The following is a 17,782-nucleotide window of genomic DNA, read 5'->3' on the forward strand; positions in this document are numbered from 1 at the left end:
GCGCCGGAATACCCCCTGAAATCTGGCGGAGAGGGAGGGATTACTCGCCACGCTGTGGCTCGCCCTCCGGGCCATCGCCTGCGACGATGTTCGGGTGCCGCGGTGCGGCACCCGTCGAACCCGGCTTGTCCGATTCCTCGGGTTCGAATCCCTCATCCGACCGGGATTTACATGGAATCAGGGGCCCGGTTGCCCCCTGATTCTGAAATCTGGCGGAGAGGGAGGGATTCGAACCCTCGATACGGGGTTACCGTATACACACTTTCCAGGCGTGCGCCTTCGACCGCTCGGCCACCTCTCCGTAAGCTGCGAAAGGTTAAACGACATCGGCGCCGTGTGCAATGGACGAGATCGCGCGTTCCCGAGTGGCGGGCCTCGGGGGATGCCGGCATTACTCGTTGATCTGCATCACGAACTCGCTTTCTCCTGACGCTACACTTGAACTGTCCGCTTTCTGCGGTGGTGGTCGCCGGCAGGCTCTCTGCCCCGAGCCGGGCACCGTCAAGTGGTGTATGTCGCGTGTTGGCCCCTTCAGGACGAAGGGGCCTTTTTTGTTATCCCCTTAGCGTGTGGGCGTTTTGCGACGCAGCCGCCGTTCCGCGTCACGCTGTAGCAATGGCCTCTGTCGGGACGGAATAACCGATGTCGGGCCGACGTCTTTTCGTTCACCAGGGCGTCTGGCAGCGCTACCCGGCCGACGTCTTTACTTCATTCAGGTCCTAACACTCAGGAGTGGTATATGAACCTCACGCGGAGGGAATTCCTCGAAGTCATGGTGGCCGCCAGCGCGGCCGGTCTCGCCACCAATGCCTGGGCGGGCGAGAGCATCGACTGGCAGCGCGCGCCGTCGGATTTCTACGACATTTCTCCGTTCGGGAACGTGTCTCTGCTGCATTACACCGACTGCCACGCGCAGCTGCGCCCGGTCTATTTCCGTGAGCCGGACGTGAACATTGGCGTGGGGGACATGCAGGGCAAGCCGCCGGTGCTGGCCGGCGAGGCGCTGCTCGACCACTTCGGGGTCGAAAAGGGCACGCCCGAGGCCCATGCGCTGACCTTCCTCGATTTCGCCGAGGCGGCCGAGAAGTACGGTCGGGTCGGCGGCTTCTCGCATCTGTCGACCCTGGTCAAGCGCCTGCGTGCGGACCGGCCGAACTCCCTCCTGCTGGACGGTGGCGACACCTGGCAGGGTTCGGCGACCTCGCTGTGGACCGGCGGGCAGGACATGGTCGACGCGCAGAAGCTCCTGGGCGTGGACGTGATGACCGGTCACTGGGAGTTCACCTTCGGTGACGAGCGCGTCAAGGAAGTCATCGAGAACGACTTCAAGCCCAACGGCATCGACTTCGTCGCGCAGAACGTCGAGGACCGCGACTGGGGTGACCGGATCTTCGAGCCCTACACCATCCGCGAGATGAACGGCGTCCCGGTGGCCGTGATCGGACAGGCCTTCCCGTACACCTCGGTGGCCAATCCGGATTACATGTTCCCGGAATGGTCGTTCGGCATCCGTGACGACAAGATGCAGCAGATGATCGACGAGGTGCGTCAGAAGGGCGCGAAGGTCGTGGCGATCCTGTCGCACAACGGCATGGTGACGGACATCGAAATGGCCCGCCGGCTGCGCGACGTCGACGTGATCATGGGCGGCCACACCCACGACGCGATCCCGGGTGCGCTGGAGATCGAGAACGCCGCGGGCGAGCGCACGCTGGTGACCAACGCCGGTTCCAACGGCAAGTTCCTGGGCGTGCTGGATCTGGATGTGAACGACAGCGGCATCAAGGACTACCGCTTCAAGATGCTGCCGGTGTTCGCCAACATCCTGGACGCGGATCCGGAGATGGAGGCGCACATCGAAGAGGTGCGCAAGCCGTTCGAGGACAAGCTGCGGGAAGAACTGGCGGTGACCGACGACGTCCTCTACCGCCGTGGCAACTTCAACGGTACCTTCGACGAGGTCATCGTGCAGGCGATGATGGAGGAGATGGACGCCGAAGTCGCGCTGTCGCCGGGTTTCCGCTGGGGCGTGAGCGTGCTGCCGGGCCAGCCGATCACTTTCGAAGAGCTGATGACCCAGACCGCGACGACGTACTCCGAGACCACGCGCAACGAGATGACCGGCGCGGATCTCAAGCACGCGATGGAAGACGTGGCCAACTCGATCTTCAACGAAGACCCGTATCGTCATCGCGGCGGTGACATGGTGCGCACCGGTGGTGTCCGCTACACCATCGACCCGCACAAGCCGATGGGCGAGCGCATCACCGACATGGAGATCAATGGCGAACCCATGGATCCGGAACGGCGCTATGTGGTGGCGGGCTGGGCCGACGTGCATCAGCCGCATGACACGCCCCCGGTCTGGGAAGTGGTGGGTAACTGGCTGCGCAACCAGGATACGGTCAACGTGGGCGAGCCCTACCTGCCGAAGCTGAAGAACGTGGAGGGCGATCCCGGCCTGGCTCGCTAAGGCCGCCAGATGCTCCGGATCCTTGCGATCCGGAGCCGGATCGTGAAGGGCCGTCCCGCGAGGGGCGGCCCTTTTTGTTGCCCCCGAGAGGCCCCGAGTGAAGGAGGGATCCCGGAAAGGCTCCCGGGGTGGTTTCTCGGGGTACCCTTGATGGGAGCGTGCTTGCACGCGAACAACGCGGGGTGTTGATTGGCGCCGCGATTCGCGGCCGGGGCCGCTCCACAGGGCGCCGCAGGCGCGCGGAATTACTTGGGGAGGATCATGGAAGAACTGCTTTTTTATTGCCGGGCAGGATTCGAAAAGGACCTGGCCGGCGAGCTGGCCGCGGAAGCCGCGCGCGAAGGCCTGGCCGTCTATCCACGGTTCGGTGAAGGGACGGCCTTCGTCCGCTTGTTATCGGCCGATGGCGATCCGGCACCGCTGCGCGACGCGTTTTCCCTGGAAGAGCGGATCTTCGCGCGCCAGCGCCTCCCCGCGCTGCATCCGCTGGAGGGCCTGTCACGCGAAGATCGGGTGAGCCCGGTCGTGGAACGGATCCGCGCGAGCGGCTGGGCGTTTGAGGCCATCTGGCACGAGACGCCGGATACCAACAAGGGCAAGGAGCTGCACCGCCTCGGAAAGGCACTGGAGCGCCCGCTGGCCTCGGCGTTGCGCAAGGCCGGCGCGCTGCGCGGACAGGGTGAGGCGCAGGGTTGTCGTCTTCATTGTTTCTGGACGGCCGGGGACCGTGTGCAGCTGGGTCTGGCCGCGCCGGAGAGCAGCAGCGACCGTCCGGGGGGCATCCTGCGGCTGAAGGCCCCGCGCGCGGCGCCCAGCCGTTCCGCGTTGAAACTCGAGGAAGCCTGGCACCAGTTCCTGACACCCGAGGAGCGCGAACAGCGACTGGCGGAGGGCATGACGGCGGTGGATCTGGGGGCGGCGCCGGGGGGCTGGACCTGGCAGCTGGTGCGGCACGGCCTGCATGTCCAGGCCGTGGACAACGGTCCGATGGATGCCGACCTGATGGCCGGGGGCCAGGTGGAGCATATCCGCGAGGATGCGTTCACCTGGATGCCCCCGCGTCCGGTGCACTGGCTGGTGTGCGACATCGTGGACCGGCCCGGGCGCGTCGCGGACCGCATCGGCGACTGGCTGGAAGCGGGCTGGGCGGAAGAGGCAATCTTTAACCTCAAGCTGCCAATGAAGAAGCGCTACGAGACCGTGCGTGAATGTCTTGATCGACTGGAGGGCCGGCTGGCCGGGCACGGATTTCGCCTGCGCGCGCGCCAGCTGTATCACGATCGCGAGGAAATCACCGTGCACGCCCGTCCGGCCCGTGGTGCGGCCGGCTGAAGAAAACCGGGTTATTCGCCCTGCACGGTCACGGTGATACGACGGTCGTGTCCGGCGTAACGGTGCTCCCAGAGGAAGACCCCCTGCCAGGTACCCAGAGCGGGGCGGCCGCGGGTGACCGGGAGAGTGAGGTCATTGTGGGTCAGCATGGCCCGGGCATGGGCGGCCATGTCGTCGTCGCCTTCCATGTCGTGGCGGTAGGCGGGGTCGCCGTCCGGCGCCAGCCGGGCCAGGATCGTCTCCAGATCGCGCCGGACGTCCGGGGCGGCGTTCTCGGTGATCAGCAGCGACGCACTGGTGTGGTGCTGGAAGACGTGGCAGGTGCCGGTGGTGATGCCGGAATCGCCGATGATTCGGGCAACCTCGCGGGTGATGTCCAGGCTCTGGCGCCCGCGGGTGTGGAAGGTGAGTGGCTGCTGGTACACGGGCATCCCGATCTCCTTGCAAGGGTTACCTGGGCGGGGGTGGGGTGTTTATACCGCATGCGGGACCATGATCCTACCGGGACGGCGCAACGCTCGGGTGCTCCCTTTCGTGGAAGACCGGAAGCCGGGCATGATTGGCAAGGGGATGCCGAGGGAACCGGCAGAAACCATTATTGGTCAATGGGAACAGGGTTCAATCCAGCAACCGACAAGGAAGCATGACATGGACTCAGTGACACGTGACGCCGACCCATCCACGGTCGCCGGGGAGCTGGAACGGGTCTCCTCCGGCGTTCCCGGCCTGGACCAGGTTCTTGACGGAGGGCTGATCGCCCGCCGCGGCTACCTTCTGCGTGGTGGTCCCGGGCTGGGCAAGACCACCATTGGTCTGAGTTTTCTCCTCGCGGCGGAGGAGGAAGAGCGAACACTTTTCATCGGTTTTCAGGAGCCGGAGGCGGAGCTTCAGGCGAATGCGGCCAGGGTCGGTCTCGATACCCGCCGCATCGAGTTCCTGAGCCTGGCCCCATCCGAGGAATTTTTTACCGGCGCCGAGACCTACGATGTCTTCGCCGCCTCCGATGTCGAGCAGGCCCCGATGATCGATACGGTGGTCGAGGCGGTCGAACGCATCCAGCCGGAACGGGTTTTCATCGACTCGCTGACCCACCTGCGGCTCATGTCCGCCGACCGCTACCAGTTCCGCCAGCAGGTGGTTTCATTGCTGCGGTTTCTCGTCGATCGGGGCGTCACCGCGATGTTTACCTCGGAGTTTTCGGCGGAGAGCCCCGATGACGACCTCCAGTTTCTGGCGGACGGTGTCATCACCCTGGACCCGGGCATCTCCAGCCCCACGGTCGAGGTGTCGAAGCTGCGCGGCTCGCGGACCCGTCGGGGGCCGCACCAGTACCGGGTGGACGAGAGTGGCGTGGAGGTGTTTCCGCGCATCCTGCCGCCAATGCGACGGCTGACGAACGGCGCGGGCAGCGTGCAGTTCCGCAGCGGGAATGGCGATCTGGACGAGATGCTCCATGGCGGCCTCGAGAGTGGCACCATCACACTGATCACCGGCCCCAGTGGTGTCGGAAAGTCGACCGTGGCGGCCATGATCGCGGCCGTGGCGGCCCGGGACGGTCATCGCGCCAGCGTGTTCCAGTTCGAGGAGGAGCTGGATGGCTATCTACGGCGGCTGCGGAACCTGGAAATCGACGTGGACGGTCCGCTGGAATCGGAGAACCTGCGGGTGGAACAGATCGAACCGCTGCGATATCTCGCCGAGGAGTTCATGGCAGACCTGCTGCAGCGGATTGAGGAGGAAAACATCGATCTCGTGGTGATCGACAGTGTTACCGGCTTCGACATGGCCCTGAACCCGGACGAGGCCGTCCACCGCCCGCTGCACACGCTCGCCAAGTCGCTGTCGAGGCGCGGCATTACGGTGCTCCTGGTCAACGAGAACCATGCCTTCGGCGAAGATTTCCAGATTTCGTCGCGCGACATCAGCCATCTGGCGGACAACGTGATCTTTTTCCGTTATGTCCATGGGGGCGATACCCTGGAAAAGCTGATCGGGATCCTGAAGAAACGGATGTCCAATTTTGAACGGGTTCAGCGCCGCTTCGAGATCGCTCCGGGTGGTTTCCGGGTCGGGCAGCCGGCCAGTGCGGTACTTCAGGGCGATGGCGGCCGGAAGGACAAGACATGACCGCGGAAACCCCGCTCGGCGTGATCCTGATCGTGTATCAGCCGGGCAATGCACGCGTGCTGGCCCGGGCCGCCGAGGAAGCGGGCATGGCGGCAGCCCGGGCATCCACGGCGGACGAACTGCAGGCACTGCTGAATCAACGGGAAGGCCACTGGGTTGCGCTGGTCGATCCATCGGGCTTCGGCGAGACGGTCTGGCCGATGTGTCAGCGACTGCAGGACCATGGCATCCCGTTCGTCGTCCTTTCCACCAATCGCCATCGTGATGCCGGGAACCGTTCGCTGCAGTACGGGGCGGCCAGTGTGTTGTACAAGCCGGTCGCCAAGGAGGCATTGCTGAATCTGCTCCGGAGCCTGCAGCCGGGGACGGGATCCACCAGGGAGGACGCGGATGACGGACAGGCCTGATCCGGGTGATTCGGGGACGAATGTCCCGCCCCCCGCCGCCTGGCGGCCGGTGGCCTCGCAGGCCTCGGCCACTGACGTCGGGAAGCCCCCCCGCATCCTCTCGCTGATGGACGGACGCGGCAATCGCCAGCAGGTGGAGAATCTGTTGTCGGCGCGTTACCAGGTGGTCCATCCAGACAATATTGAACTGCCGTCAGACGGCTTTGACCTGGCCATCGGCGACGGCCCGGGGCTGGTGCGCTGGCATGATGCGCTGTACGAAGCGAAGAGCGCCCAGCAGCCGGTGTTCCTGCCCGTGATGCTGATGCTCCCGCGTGCGGACCTGCGCAGCCGGGCAGGCCGCCTGCGTTCCATCGTCGACGAGTTTGTCATCAGCCCTGTCGACCGCTCCGAATTCCTCGAACGCGTGGAACTCCTGCTGAGTGCCCGCCATCAGGCTCAGACCCGGCACGAGGAGCTCGTGCGCATCGTGAACTATGACCGCGTGACGGGCCTGCCCAACCGCCTGCTATTCCATGAAAGGGTGCGCAGCGAGCTGGAAAGGGCAAGGGAAGAGGGCGTATCGGTTCACGTGGTGGTGATCCACACGCCGTTCACCAGTGTGCTCGAGACCTTCGGTCATCGCGGCCTTGATCGTGCCGCGGTCGCCTGTACCGAACGATTCGCGCATCTGCTGGAGGAAGAGACGGAGCTCGCCCGGCTGGATACCGAGGACTGGGGTGCTCTGGTTGTCGACGACACGTTGCCCATGGACCGGGTGATGCCGCTGTGCAGCCGCCTCGCACAGATGGAGCGTCGGCCGATCCGGATCGCCGGCGAGTCGGTCCACCTCAGGGCCCGCATTGGCATTGCCAGTTACCCCGAAGACGGCAGCGACGCCGAAAGTGTGATCAACGCGGCGATGATGGCCGCGGCACAGGCGGGCGAGGGCGAGCCGGCGTTCTATTCGGAGAACCGGCGCGAGGCCATGCTGCATCATCTGCGCACCGAGGCGGCGCTGCATGATGCACTGGCCGAAGACCAGTTCGAGCTGTGGCTGCAGCCCAAGCTATCGCTCACGGACAACCGGATTGCCGGTGCCGAGGCCCTGATCCGTTGGCGTCTGCCTTCCGGCGAGCTGGTGCCGCCAGGGCGGTTCATCCCGGTCGCCGAATCCAGCGGTTTCATCCGCCGGATCACGCCCTGGGTCCTCGCCACTGCCTTTCGCATCGCCGCGGAGCTGCGCGACGGCCGGGAAGGCAGGTTCGTGCTGGCGGTGAACATCACGCCGGCGGATCTCGCCGATACGGATTTCGTCAATCAGATGCGAGCCCTGTGCGCCGAGCACGGACTGCCACCCGAAGCGATCGAGATCGAACTCACCGAGACCATGCTGTGCGAGACCGGCACCGATACCATCGGGCGCCTGCAGACGCTGCGCGAGGCCGGGTTCCGGGTTGCCATCGACGACTTCGGCACCGGTTATTCCTCGCTCGGCTACCTGCAGCAGTTGCCGGTGGACACCCTCAAGATCGACAAGCAGTTTGTCGACGGCGTACCCGGCGAAGCGGGCAGCGATACGGTGATACGCGCAATCATTCACCTCGCGCATGACTTCGGCCTCAAGACCGTTGCCGAAGGCATCGAGAACGAGGACCAGCTCGCTTACCTGCGGGATGCCGGCGTGGCCCTCGGGCAGGGCTTCCACATCGCCCGACCAATGCCCACCGGCGAGTTCGCCGGATGGCTGGAGCAGTGGAACAGCTGAAGCCCCCGTGAATTCACGGAATAAGCGCAACCCCTGAACCCGTATGGGGTGGCCAGCTGCCGCTTCAGGGCCCCATGCCTCGTTTCCCGAACGGAGGGATTGAGGCAGATCATGTCCGAGCCAGTGCATCCGCGTTTCCGCGCCTCCCGGGCTTGTCCGGGCTCGAGAAATGTGAAAGCTTCAACAAGAAAGCATGTTACCGGTATATGCAAGGGGCTGCCGGGCCGCTGCCTGGAAGCACCCGGGAGGGGGAATAATGAAGGGTATCGTTTTCACGGGCAGATGCCTCCACTACCCGCAAATTCGGCGGTACAGGGCTGGGACTGGCCATCACGCGGCATTTCTGTCAGATGCTTGGTGGCGAAATCCGTGTGGTCAGTGAATACGGGGAAGGTTCTACGTTCACGATGGAGTTGCCGGTGACAACGCCGTCCGGCGAGACCCCTCCGGAGGTTCGGGGCGGTGAGTCGGCGACCGGCAATGCCACGCACGGGACGACCATACTTGTGGTGGATGACGACCCCTCCGTACGCGATCTTCTGGCCCGGCAGTTGCGCACTGTGTCGAGGTCGCGACGGACGGCGAACAGGCGCTGCAGAAGGCCAGGGAAATCCGTCCGGTGGCGATCACGCTGGATGTAATGATGCCGCAGATGGACGGCTGGGCGGTGCTGAGCCGGATCAAGCGCGATCGTGTTCTGACCGATATACCCGTGGTGATGGTCACGATCATGGATCAGAAGACCACAGGATTTGCGCTGGGGGCGACGGACTATGTCACCAAGCCAGTGGATCGAAAGCGACTTGCCACCGTGCTCTCGAAATTGACGACGTCCGAGCCGCGTAACCGGATTCTAGTGGTGGAAGACGACGCCGGGACACGGGATGTTCTGCAGCGTACTCTGCAACGGGACGGGTGGATGGTTTCTCTGGCCAGCGATGGAGTCGAAGGCCTGGAGCGCCTTCGGTCCGAGCCGCCAGCTGCAATCCTCCTGGACCTGATGATGCCCCGTATGGATGGTTTCGATTTCCTGGAAGAGATTCGTCGAAACCCCGACTGGAAGGACATCCCGGTTATCGTGGTGACAGCCAAGGAGTTGTCGAATGCCGAGCTTGAACGCCTCCACGGCCGCGTCAGTGAGGTAATCGGGAAAAAGCCTCGCGAGCTGGAAGAGCTCTTTGGGCACATCCGCTCCGTGATCAGCGAACACCAGGCGGCAGACTGAAGACATCCCCGCTCACACGCGAAAGCGGCTCGAGGTCGCACGTGTGGCCTGATCGGCGTTTCCCTGTCTCATCGTGATTGGGCAGGTGATGGGGCGCAAGAAAAAGGCACCCGTAGGTGCCTGATTTTACAGCTTAACTGGTGGAGGCGGCGGGAATCGAACCCGCGTCCGCAGGCCCTCCGCCCTCGGCTCTACATGCTTATCCTGTCTTTGCGTTTAACCAGCCGCTACCCGACAGGCAGGGAAGACGTCTGGCGATCCCGGTTGAGTTTTAACGGATCCGCGCCGGGCACGCTTCACCGCGAGCTTGTGAGAGTCGACGCCCGATACTGGACGCACAAGCACGGCTCCAGTCGGACGGCACCCTACCGGGTTTTAAGCGGCGAGTGCGTAGTTGTCGTCGTTGGCAACTATTTTTTTGCAGTGATTTTTACGAGGCTCACTACATCCTCGGCATGCACCTCAGGTTTCGCGACCCGCGTCGAATCCAGGTCGCCCCCTTTGCAACTACTCGGACAGGGTACCGCAGTCGGAGTTCCCGTGCACCTCCGACATTCTCCCGGAGGTGGCGGTGCTCCGGTACAATGCGCGGCTCGAAACAGGTCCAACCACGGCACACCGGGTGAAGATGATGCGGGTTTTTCAAGGCGGCACGGCGGTTTCCTCCTTTCGACTGCGGACGCTGGAAGCGGCGCTGGAGGAGCGCACCGGGGTGCCGGTCCGCCTGGCGGCGCGTCATCTGTATTTCGTGCATCTGCACCGCCGGCTCCATGCGGACGAGGAGAAGCGTCTGGCCGCGCTGCTGGACGAAGGCGAGGCCTGGTCCGCTCCGGCATTCGAGGCGGTGCGCGAACCCGTGGTGATCCCGCGCCCGGGCACGATCAGCGCCTGGTCATCCAAGGCCACCGAGATTGCCCGTCATGCGGGGCTGGAATCCGCCGTGGAGCGGATCGAACGGGGTACCCACTGGTACGTGGGTGGTGAGCTGCCGCAGGGGCTGGATCTTGTGGACATGGCTGCGCCCCTGTTCGACCGCATGACCGAGGCGGTCATCGAAGATCCCGCGGACGCGGGCGCCCTGTTCCGCACGGAGACGCCGCGTTCGCTGCAACGGGTGGGCCTGGAGCCGGATGCCCGAAGCGCGCTGGCGCGCGCCAACGGGGAGCTGGGGCTGGCGCTGTCGGAAGAGGAGATCGATTACCTGGCCGAAGGCTATCGAGCGCTGGGGCGGGCCCCGACCGACGCCGAGCTGATGATGTTCGCGCAGGCGAACTCCGAACACTGCCGGCACAAGATCTTCAACGCCCGCTGGGTAGTGGATGGCGAGGAGCAGGACCGCACGCTTTTCGGAATGATCCGCGAGACCCATCGGCTCCATCCGGACGGGGTGCTGTCTGCCTACAGCGACAACGCCTCGGTGATCGCGGGGCATCGCGGGGTGCGGCTGATGCCCGGGCCCGATGGCGAATACCGTCGCGAGGACCTGGATCTTCCGGTGCTTATGAAGGTGGAAACCCACAATCATCCGACCGCGATCTCGCCGTGGCCGGGAGCGGCCACGGGCTCCGGCGGCGAAATCCGGGACGAGGGCGCCACCGGGCGGGGGTCGAAGCCCAAGGCCGGCCTGACCGGGTTTACTGTGTCCAACCTGCGTATTCCGGCGTATCCGCAGCCGTGGGAACGGGATTTCGGGCGCCCGGGACGGATCGAGAGTGCGCTGAACATCATGCTGGAGGGGCCGATCGGCGCCGCGGCCTTCAACAACGAATTCGGACGACCGGCGCTGTGCGGGTATTTCCGCACGCTGGAGTCCGCGTTGCCGCAGCCGGACGGTGGAGAGGTCCTGTACGGTTACCACAAGCCCGTGATGCTGGCCGGCGGCGTGGGGTCGATGCGTGCCGAGCACGTGCACAAGGGCGAGGTGCCCGCACAGACGCCCATCGTGGTGCTGGGCGGTCCCGCCATGCTGATCGGACTGGGCGGTGGGGCCGCGTCGTCGATGGCCAGCGGCTCGAGCAGCGAGGCCCTGGATTATGCCTCGGTGCAGCGTGGCAACCCCGAGATCCAGCGGCGCTGCCAGGAGGTGATCGATCGCTGCACCGCGCTGGGTGAAGGCAACCCGATCCGTTCCATCCACGACGTGGGTGCCGGCGGACTGTCCAACGCGATCCCGGAGATCCTCGACGATGCCGGACGGGGCGGGCACATGGAGCTGCGCGAGGTACCCACCGCCGAGCCCGGCCTGTCGCCGATGGAACTGTGGTGCAACGAAGCGCAGGAGCGCTACGTGCTGGCGGTGGACGCGGCGGCCCTCGAAACCTTCCGCGCGATCTGCGAGCGCGAGCGCGCGCCGTTCGCGGTGGTGGGGCAGGCGACCGATGACGGCCACCTGCGAGTGGATGACCGGCTGTTCAACGAGCCGGCGGTGGACATGCCGATGGGCATGCTGCTGGGCGCCACACCGAAGATGACGCGCGAGGACGCGCGCCGGGCCCCGCCGGTCACGACGCTGGAAACGGCCGGTACGGATCTGGCGGAGGCGCTGGAGCGAGTCCTCAATCTGCCGGCGGTGGCCGCCAAGCACTTCCTGATCAGCATCGGTGACCGTTCGGTGGGCGGCCTGGTGGCGCGGGATCCCATGGTCGGCCCCTGGCAGGTGCCGGTGGCGGACTGCGCAGTGACGCTGACGGACTTCGACGGGTATACCGGCGAGGCCATGGCCATGGGTGAACGTTCGCCGGTGGCGATCCTCTCGGGGCCGGCCTCCGGACGCATGGCGATCGGCGAGGTGGTGACCAACCTGGCCGCCGCGGACATCGAAGGCACCCGGACGATCCGCCTGTCGGCGAACTGGATGGCCGCTGCGGGGGTGTCGGGCGAGGAGGCCGGACTGTTCGATACCGTCCGGGCGGTTGCCGAAGATCTGTGCCCGCAGCTCGGCATCAGCATCCCGGTAGGCAAGGACTCGCTGTCGATGCGCACGGTCTGGCAGGACGCCGACGGTCACGAGCGCCACATGCATGCGCCGGTAACCCTGGTGGTGTCGGGTTTTGCCCCGGTGGCGGATGCGCGCCGGACCCTGACCCCGGAGCCGGATGCCCGCGAGCGGGGCAGCCTGTGGTTCGTCGATCTGGCGGCCGGCCAGATGCGTCTGGGCGGCTCGGCCCTGGCGCAGACGGCGGGCGGCATCGGTGAAGTGCCCCCGGATGTTGAAGATCCGGCGGCGTTGCGCGCATTCGTGGACGCGGTCGGCCACCTGCGCCGCGAGGGGCTGCTGTGCGCCTACCACGACCGCTCGGACGGAGGCCTGATCACGACCCTGCTGGAGATGGGCTTTGCCGGACGTCTCGGCCTGGACATCGACGTGCCGGCGGGGGTGGACCCGGCTGCCTGGCTGTTCAACGAGGAACTGGGGGCGGTTCTGCAGGTGCGGACCGGAGCCGAGGACGCCCTGCGCGAGGCGATGCAACAGGCCGGTCTCGGCGCGCATCTGCACGAGGTGGCCCGTCTGCGCAGGGACGAGACGGTCACGGTCGCGCAGGCCGGGCAGAACCTGCTGGAGTCGACGCGCGCCGGGCTCCAGCGTCAGTGGCAGGCGACCACCCGACACATGCAGCGGTTGCGGGACAATCCTGAATGCGCGGACGAAGAGCATGCGCGGATCGATGCCGATGACGGCCTCACCGAACGCCTGCATTTCGATCCCTCGGAAGATATTGCGGCGCCGTTCATCGCGACCGGGGCGCGTCCGCGCGTGGCGATCCTGCGCGAGCAGGGTGTCAACGGGCAGCTGGAAATGGCGGCGGCCTTCGAACGGGCGGGCTTCCAGCCGGTGGACGTGCACATGACCGATCTGCTCGAGGGACGGCGGGATCTGGCCGACATGCAGGGCCTGGCCGCCTGTGGCGGGTTCTCCTATGGCGACGTACTGGGGGCCGGTGGCGGCTGGGCCCGCACCATCCTCAATCACGAGGGGCTGCGCACGCTGTTTGCGTCCTTTTTCGAGCGCAACGACACCTTCAGTCTCGGGGTGTGCAATGGCTGCCAGATGCTGTCGCGGCTGGCGCCGCTGATCCCGGGGGCCGGGCACTGGCCCCGCTTTGTGCGCAATCGTTCGGAACAGTTCGAGGCGCGCCTGTCGCTGGTGCGGGTGGAGCCGGGGCCGTCGGTGCTGCTGGACGGGATGGGGGGGTCGGTGCTGCCGGTGGTGGTGTCGCACGGAGAAGGGCGCGTGGAATATCCCGGCGAGGCCCCGGTGTACGACCAGGCGGCGCTGCGCTACGTGGAGGCCGACGACTCCCCGGCCGAGGCCTACCCGGCCAACCCCAACGGTTCGCCGCGCGGCGCGACCGCCTTTACCAGCGAGGATGGCCGCGCGACCATCATGATGCCGCATCCCGAACGGGTGTTCCGCACCGTGCAGCACAGCTGGCACCCCGCGGAGTGGGGCGAGGACGGTCCGTGGATGCGTTTGTTCCGCAACGCCCGGGCATTCGTTGGCTGACCGACGGCCGTACAGGGGGAAATAATGAGCGAACAGGACTGGAGTGACTGGCTGGGGGAGACCCTGACAGTGAACACATCGCTGGCGGTGGGTCCGACCAGCCGTCCGCTCACCCACGGCGAGCTGGCCGAGCGTCTGGTCGACGGTATCGAACTGTTCGAGGCCGGCGGTGGACGCAACCACGCCGCCCACGGGGTGGCGGACGAGACCACCCAGGAACTGCAACGGCTGGAACGCAAGCTGGACCTGCTGGTGCATCTGCTGGCCGAATCGCTGGAGCCCGAACGCCCGTCGGTCCGGCCGGTCGTCATCAGCCGCGGCGGTATCGTGCTGCCGGAGGGCACGCTGCCCGAAGATGCCGATCGTCTGGCGTTGTATTTGAGCGACTTTCTGCCCCAGCCCCTGGTGCTGGGTGTCGAACCCCCGACACGTCGCAACAAGGCCCAGTTGATCCGCTGGACCCCGCATGATGACCGCATGCACGACGCCCTGGGGCGGTGGATTTTCCGTCTGCATCGACGCGACGTCGCGGAGAAACGACAGAAAGTTGACGGGGGTGGGTGATCGCTATAATACTGTGATCGGCTTCACGCATGAGGCCACTCATACTCCGACCCGGGCCTTACAGCATGGCGACATCCGCGGACGACGAACACGGACTCCACATCGCCCTGGGGGGCGAACCCGAAGCTGCCCGTGACACACGGGCCATCCTGGCCTCCATGGGCTGCGAGGCCGAGACGCGCATCGACGCGAACGGACTCACCGATGGCCCTCGCGAACCTGCCGCCATCTGGTTGTGCGGCCCGGCATCCACGGTCGCGGCCCAGGCGGATGCCGCACCCGACAGCCTGCCAGTGGTGGCCCAGCCGACCGACGGCGGCAAGGTTGAGCACCAGGCCGTGGACTGGGTGGTGGAACACCCGGTGTCGGTTTCTCGGGTGACCCAGATCCTGCAGTGGTTGCGGTTCGGCGGTCAGCGCGTGCATGACGACGTACCCGGACTGGTCGGTCACCATCCGACCATGGTCGGGGTCAAGCGGCTGGTGGCGCAGGTCGCGCGAACCGATGCCACCGCGCTGATCCTCGGCGAGACCGGTTCCGGCAAGGAGGTGGTCGCCCGGGCCATCCATGATGCCTCGGATCGCGCCGACAAGCCGTTCGTCGCGGTCAACTGCGGCGCGATTCCCCCGGATCTGCTGGAAAGCGAGCTTTTCGGCCATGAGAAGGGTGCGTTCACCGGAGCCTTCACCGCCCGCACCGGACGTTTCGAACTGGCGCAGGACGGCACGCTGTTCCTGGACGAAATCGGCGATATGCCCCTGCCCATGCAGGTCAAGCTGCTCCGGGTGTTGCAGGAACGCGTTTTCGAACGAGTCGGGTCGAACAAGTCCATCACCACGCACGCGCGCATCATCGCCGCGACCCATCGCAATCTCGACGAGGCCGTGGCGGAGGGGAATTTCCGTCAGGACCTGTTCTTCCGCCTCAACGTCTTCCCCATTGAACTGCCGCCGTTGCGCGAACGCGCCAGTGACATTCCGCAGCTGATCACGGCGCTGGAGGAGCGGCTGCGCGAACAGGGGGGCAGCCCCGCGCACCTGACGCCGGCGGTGGTGGCTCACCTGGAACGTCTGGACTGGACCGGCAACATCCGCGAACTGGGCAATCTGCTGGAACAGCTGTCCATCATGTACCCCGATCTGCCGGTGGACCTGGGGCAGCTGCCGCCGCGCGTGCGTCCGGAAGGGGTGGAGGATCGCAGCGGTGCGGCGGCGGAACCGGGCGGGGCATCGGCCGGGTCGTCGGCATCGGCCACCGGCCCGAACATGCCGGGACCGGATGGCCTGCCACCGGAAGGCGTCGATCTGCGCGATTATCTCAACGACCTGGAACGCTCGATGATCGAAGCGGCGCTGGCCGATACCGGTCATGTGGTGGCGCGGGCCGCGCGGCGGCTCGGCATGCGGCGGACGACGCTGGTTGAGCGCATGCGCAAGTTCGGACTGGGACGGGATTCTGACGGCTGAGCCTCCGTGGCAAGGTGTTGCCGCTGTCGAGATCCCGACGAAAACCGGCAACCCTGTTTGCAGGTACCTGAATAACCGGGATTTATTCATAGTGGCACACTAACTGCTTGAGGCAGTCCGAATCCCATCGACAGGACTGCACCGATGCCTCGAGCGACCCTTCTTCTGGTCAATGCCGACGCCGCCCTGCGTGAACGCGTGGTGCAGGTGCTGGCCACCATCCCGCGGGTTCGCCTCCAGGACTGCACCGACGGAGAGCTCGAGCGCTCCCTGGAAGCGCAGCGCCCCGAGGTCGTCCTGATCGCCCATCCCGCGACCGCCGCGCTGCGTGAACGGATCCCGGCACGGTTGCCGGTCGCGGTGATCAGTCCGGATGCGACCCATGACAACGAGATCGCCGCCATGCGCGCCGGCGTGGATGCCCATTTCGGCCTCCCAGACATGGCGGCGCCGCTGGCGCAGTGGCTGCGCGATCAGCTCCCCGGCCCCGGCACCCGGGCCCGGATCCCGGAAATGGTGGCGCACAGCGAGCGCATGCGTTCGCTGGATGCCTTTGCCGAACGGATCGCGCAAACCGCTGCGACGGTCTTCATTACGGGCGAGTCGGGGGTCGGCAAGGAGGTGCTGGCGCGGCAGATCCATGCGCACTCGGCCCGTGCGCAGGGGCCGTTCGAGGCGATCAACTGCGCCGCGCTGCCCGAGGCCATGCTGGAGGCCCTGCTGTTCGGGCACGCGAAGGGGGCCTTTACCGGCGCGATCGAGGCGCGGCCGGGCAAGTTCGTACAGGCGGACGGTGGCACGCTGCTGCTGGATGAGGTGACGGAAATCCCCGTGCATCTGCAGCCCAAGCTGCTGCGCGTGCTGCAGGAACGGGAAGTGGAACCGCTGGGCGGGCGGCGCACCCGTCCCGTCGACGTGCGGGTGATCGCAACCTCCAATCGTGATCTGCGCGAGGCGGTGGCCGAGGGGGTACTCCGCGAGGACCTGTATTACCGCCTGAGCGTGTTCCCGGTGCGGATCCCGCCGCTGCGCGAGCGGCCGGAGGACATCCCGTCGCTGGCGCGGGCGCTGCTGACCCGCGCCAGCCAGGGCCGGCTCGTGGAACTGGCACCGGAGGCCGAATCGCGGCTGATGGGGCATGACTGGCCCGGGAATGCCCGCGAGCTGGCCAACGTGATGGAGCGGGCGGCCACTCTGGCCGGCGAGCGCAGCGACGGGCGGGTCACGGCCGAGTCCATCTGGCTGGATGCCGACATGCTGGAGCATGGCGAAGGTGTCAGTGCGGCTGGCGCTCCTTCCGTTCCGGCGGCTTCGGATGACGACATCCCGTCGGCCCCTCTGCTGGAACAGACCCTGCAGACCCAGGAAAGCCGGGTGATCCTCAACGTGCTGCGAGAAGCGGGAGGGCGCCGCAAGGAGGCCGCGGAACGGCTGGGAATCAGCCCGCGCACCCTGCGTTACAAGCTCGCGCGACTGCGCGAATCGGGCATCCATGTCCCCCGCACCGGAGTGGTCTGAGAGCTGGCCCGGCATTTGCTTGGGATTGGTTTGAGCGGGGGCGAGGCACCGTCGTCCCGTGTGGAAGCCGGAGGTAACGCATGAGTGAAATGCAGATCCAGAACGTGTTGCAGCAGATGCGGCAGCTCTCGGAAAGCGGGAGCGTCGAGGCTCCTGCGTCCGGAGGTGGAACCGGTCAGGCCGGTGGCGCCGACTTCCAGAACGTCCTGCGTGACTCGCTGCGCAACGTGAACGAGGTGCAGCAGGAGGCGACCGATCTGCAGACCCGTTTTGAACTGGGCGATGAAAACGTGTCCCTGCCGCAGGTGATGGTGGCGATGAACAAGTCCAGCCTGGCGTTCGAGGCCACCAATCAGGTGCGCAACCGCCTGCTGGATGCCTATCAGGAAATCATGCGGATGCAGGTGTAGGCCTGTAAT

The 17,782-nt window shown here is 66.1% G+C and carries 13 protein-coding genes, 1 tRNA gene and 2 other RNA genes; 12 read left to right on the forward strand and 4 right to left on the reverse strand.

The window, feature by feature from the left end; genetic code table 11:
* Positions 1–23: 23 nt before the first annotated feature.
* Together D577_RS13910 and D577_RS0101975 are read right to left on the reverse strand one after the other, a co-directional pair.
* Positions 24–170, reverse strand: a non-coding RNA gene (locus D577_RS13910) — RtT sRNA.
* A 40-nt stretch (positions 171–210) separates the two neighbouring features.
* A tRNA-Ser gene (locus D577_RS0101975) sits at positions 211–301 on the reverse strand.
* Between the two features lie 438 nt (positions 302–739).
* On the opposite strand from D577_RS0101975, the gene soxB reads away from it, so the two are divergent.
* Entirely contained in the window at positions 740–2,473 is a 1,734-nt protein-coding gene (gene soxB / locus D577_RS0101980) for a thiosulfohydrolase SoxB (RefSeq protein ID WP_018945922.1), read from the forward strand.
* Between the two features lie 261 nt (positions 2,474–2,734).
* Entirely contained in the window at positions 2,735–3,805 is a 1,071-nt protein-coding gene (rlmM, locus tag D577_RS0101985) for a 23S rRNA (cytidine(2498)-2'-O)-methyltransferase RlmM (protein WP_018945923.1), read from the forward strand.
* 11 nt (positions 3,806–3,816) lie between these two features.
* Here the strand turns inward: rlmM and D577_RS0101990 are convergent, their stop codons facing one another.
* Positions 3,817–4,236, reverse strand: a complete 420-nt coding sequence (locus D577_RS0101990) for a secondary thiamine-phosphate synthase enzyme YjbQ (RefSeq protein ID WP_018945924.1) — start codon at positions 4,234–4,236, stop codon at positions 3,817–3,819.
* Between the two features lie 217 nt (positions 4,237–4,453).
* Between D577_RS0101990 and D577_RS0101995 the strand changes: the two genes are divergently transcribed.
* The 5 genes from D577_RS0101995 (at position 4,454) to D577_RS13790 (ending at position 9,311) form a co-directional block, all read left to right on the forward strand.
* On the forward strand, positions 4,454–5,932 hold the full coding sequence (locus D577_RS0101995) for a DUF3939 domain-containing protein (protein ID WP_018945925.1): 1,479 nt from the start codon (positions 4,454–4,456) through the stop codon (positions 5,930–5,932).
* Positions 5,929–6,339 (forward strand): response regulator, encoded by a 411-nt coding sequence (locus D577_RS0102000; RefSeq protein WP_018945926.1) that lies wholly within the window; start codon positions 5,929–5,931, stop codon positions 6,337–6,339. Before D577_RS0101995 ends, D577_RS0102000 begins: the two co-directional genes overlap by 4 nt.
* Complete coding sequence (locus tag D577_RS0102005) at positions 6,323–8,086, forward strand: bifunctional diguanylate cyclase/phosphodiesterase (protein WP_026288858.1); 1,764 nt, start codon at positions 6,323–6,325, stop codon at positions 8,084–8,086. Before D577_RS0102000 ends, D577_RS0102005 begins: the two co-directional genes overlap by 17 nt.
* A 329-nt stretch (positions 8,087–8,415) precedes the next feature.
* Entirely contained in the window at positions 8,416–8,727 is a 312-nt protein-coding gene (locus tag D577_RS13915) for a hypothetical protein (protein ID WP_244263428.1), read from the forward strand.
* Positions 8,706–9,311: a response regulator gene (locus D577_RS13790; protein WP_018945928.1), complete on the forward strand. Its 606-nt coding sequence runs from the start codon at positions 8,706–8,708 to the stop codon at positions 9,309–9,311. The genes D577_RS13915 and D577_RS13790 overlap by 22 nt, the downstream gene beginning before the upstream one ends.
* A 138-nt stretch (positions 9,312–9,449) precedes the next feature.
* Here D577_RS13790 and ssrA read toward each other — a convergent pair.
* Positions 9,450–9,811: a transfer-messenger RNA gene (ssrA, locus tag D577_RS13920) on the reverse strand.
* Positions 9,812–9,942: 131 nt separating this feature from the next.
* Here ssrA and purL point away from each other — a divergent pair.
* From purL to fliE, 5 genes are all read left to right on the forward strand, one after another.
* Entirely contained in the window at positions 9,943–13,815 is a 3,873-nt protein-coding gene (gene purL, locus D577_RS0102015; protein ID WP_026288859.1) for a phosphoribosylformylglycinamidine synthase, read from the forward strand.
* Positions 13,816–13,839: 24 nt separating this feature from the next.
* Complete coding sequence (locus tag D577_RS0102020; protein WP_018945930.1) at positions 13,840–14,379, forward strand: PilZ domain-containing protein; 540 nt, start codon at positions 13,840–13,842, stop codon at positions 14,377–14,379.
* Positions 14,380–14,444: 65 nt separating this feature from the next.
* Positions 14,445–15,845, forward strand: a complete 1,401-nt coding sequence (locus D577_RS0102025; protein ID WP_018945931.1) for a sigma-54-dependent Fis family transcriptional regulator — start codon at positions 14,445–14,447, stop codon at positions 15,843–15,845.
* Positions 15,846–15,989: 144 nt separating this feature from the next.
* Positions 15,990–17,363, forward strand: coding sequence for a sigma-54-dependent Fis family transcriptional regulator (locus D577_RS0102030; RefSeq protein WP_018945932.1), 1,374 nt, complete (start codon positions 15,990–15,992; stop codon positions 17,361–17,363).
* A gap of 80 nt (positions 17,364–17,443) precedes the next feature.
* The gene (gene fliE / locus D577_RS0102035; RefSeq protein ID WP_018869492.1) at positions 17,444–17,773 is read left to right on the forward strand and encodes a flagellar hook-basal body complex protein FliE; all 330 of its coding nucleotides are present in this window, start codon (positions 17,444–17,446) and stop codon (positions 17,771–17,773) included.
* The last annotated feature ends 9 nt before the right edge of the window (positions 17,774–17,782 follow it).

Source organism: Thioalkalivibrio sp. AKL17 (genome assembly GCF_000377885.1).
Lineage (GTDB): Bacteria > Pseudomonadota > Gammaproteobacteria > Ectothiorhodospirales > Ectothiorhodospiraceae > Thioalkalivibrio > Thioalkalivibrio halophilus.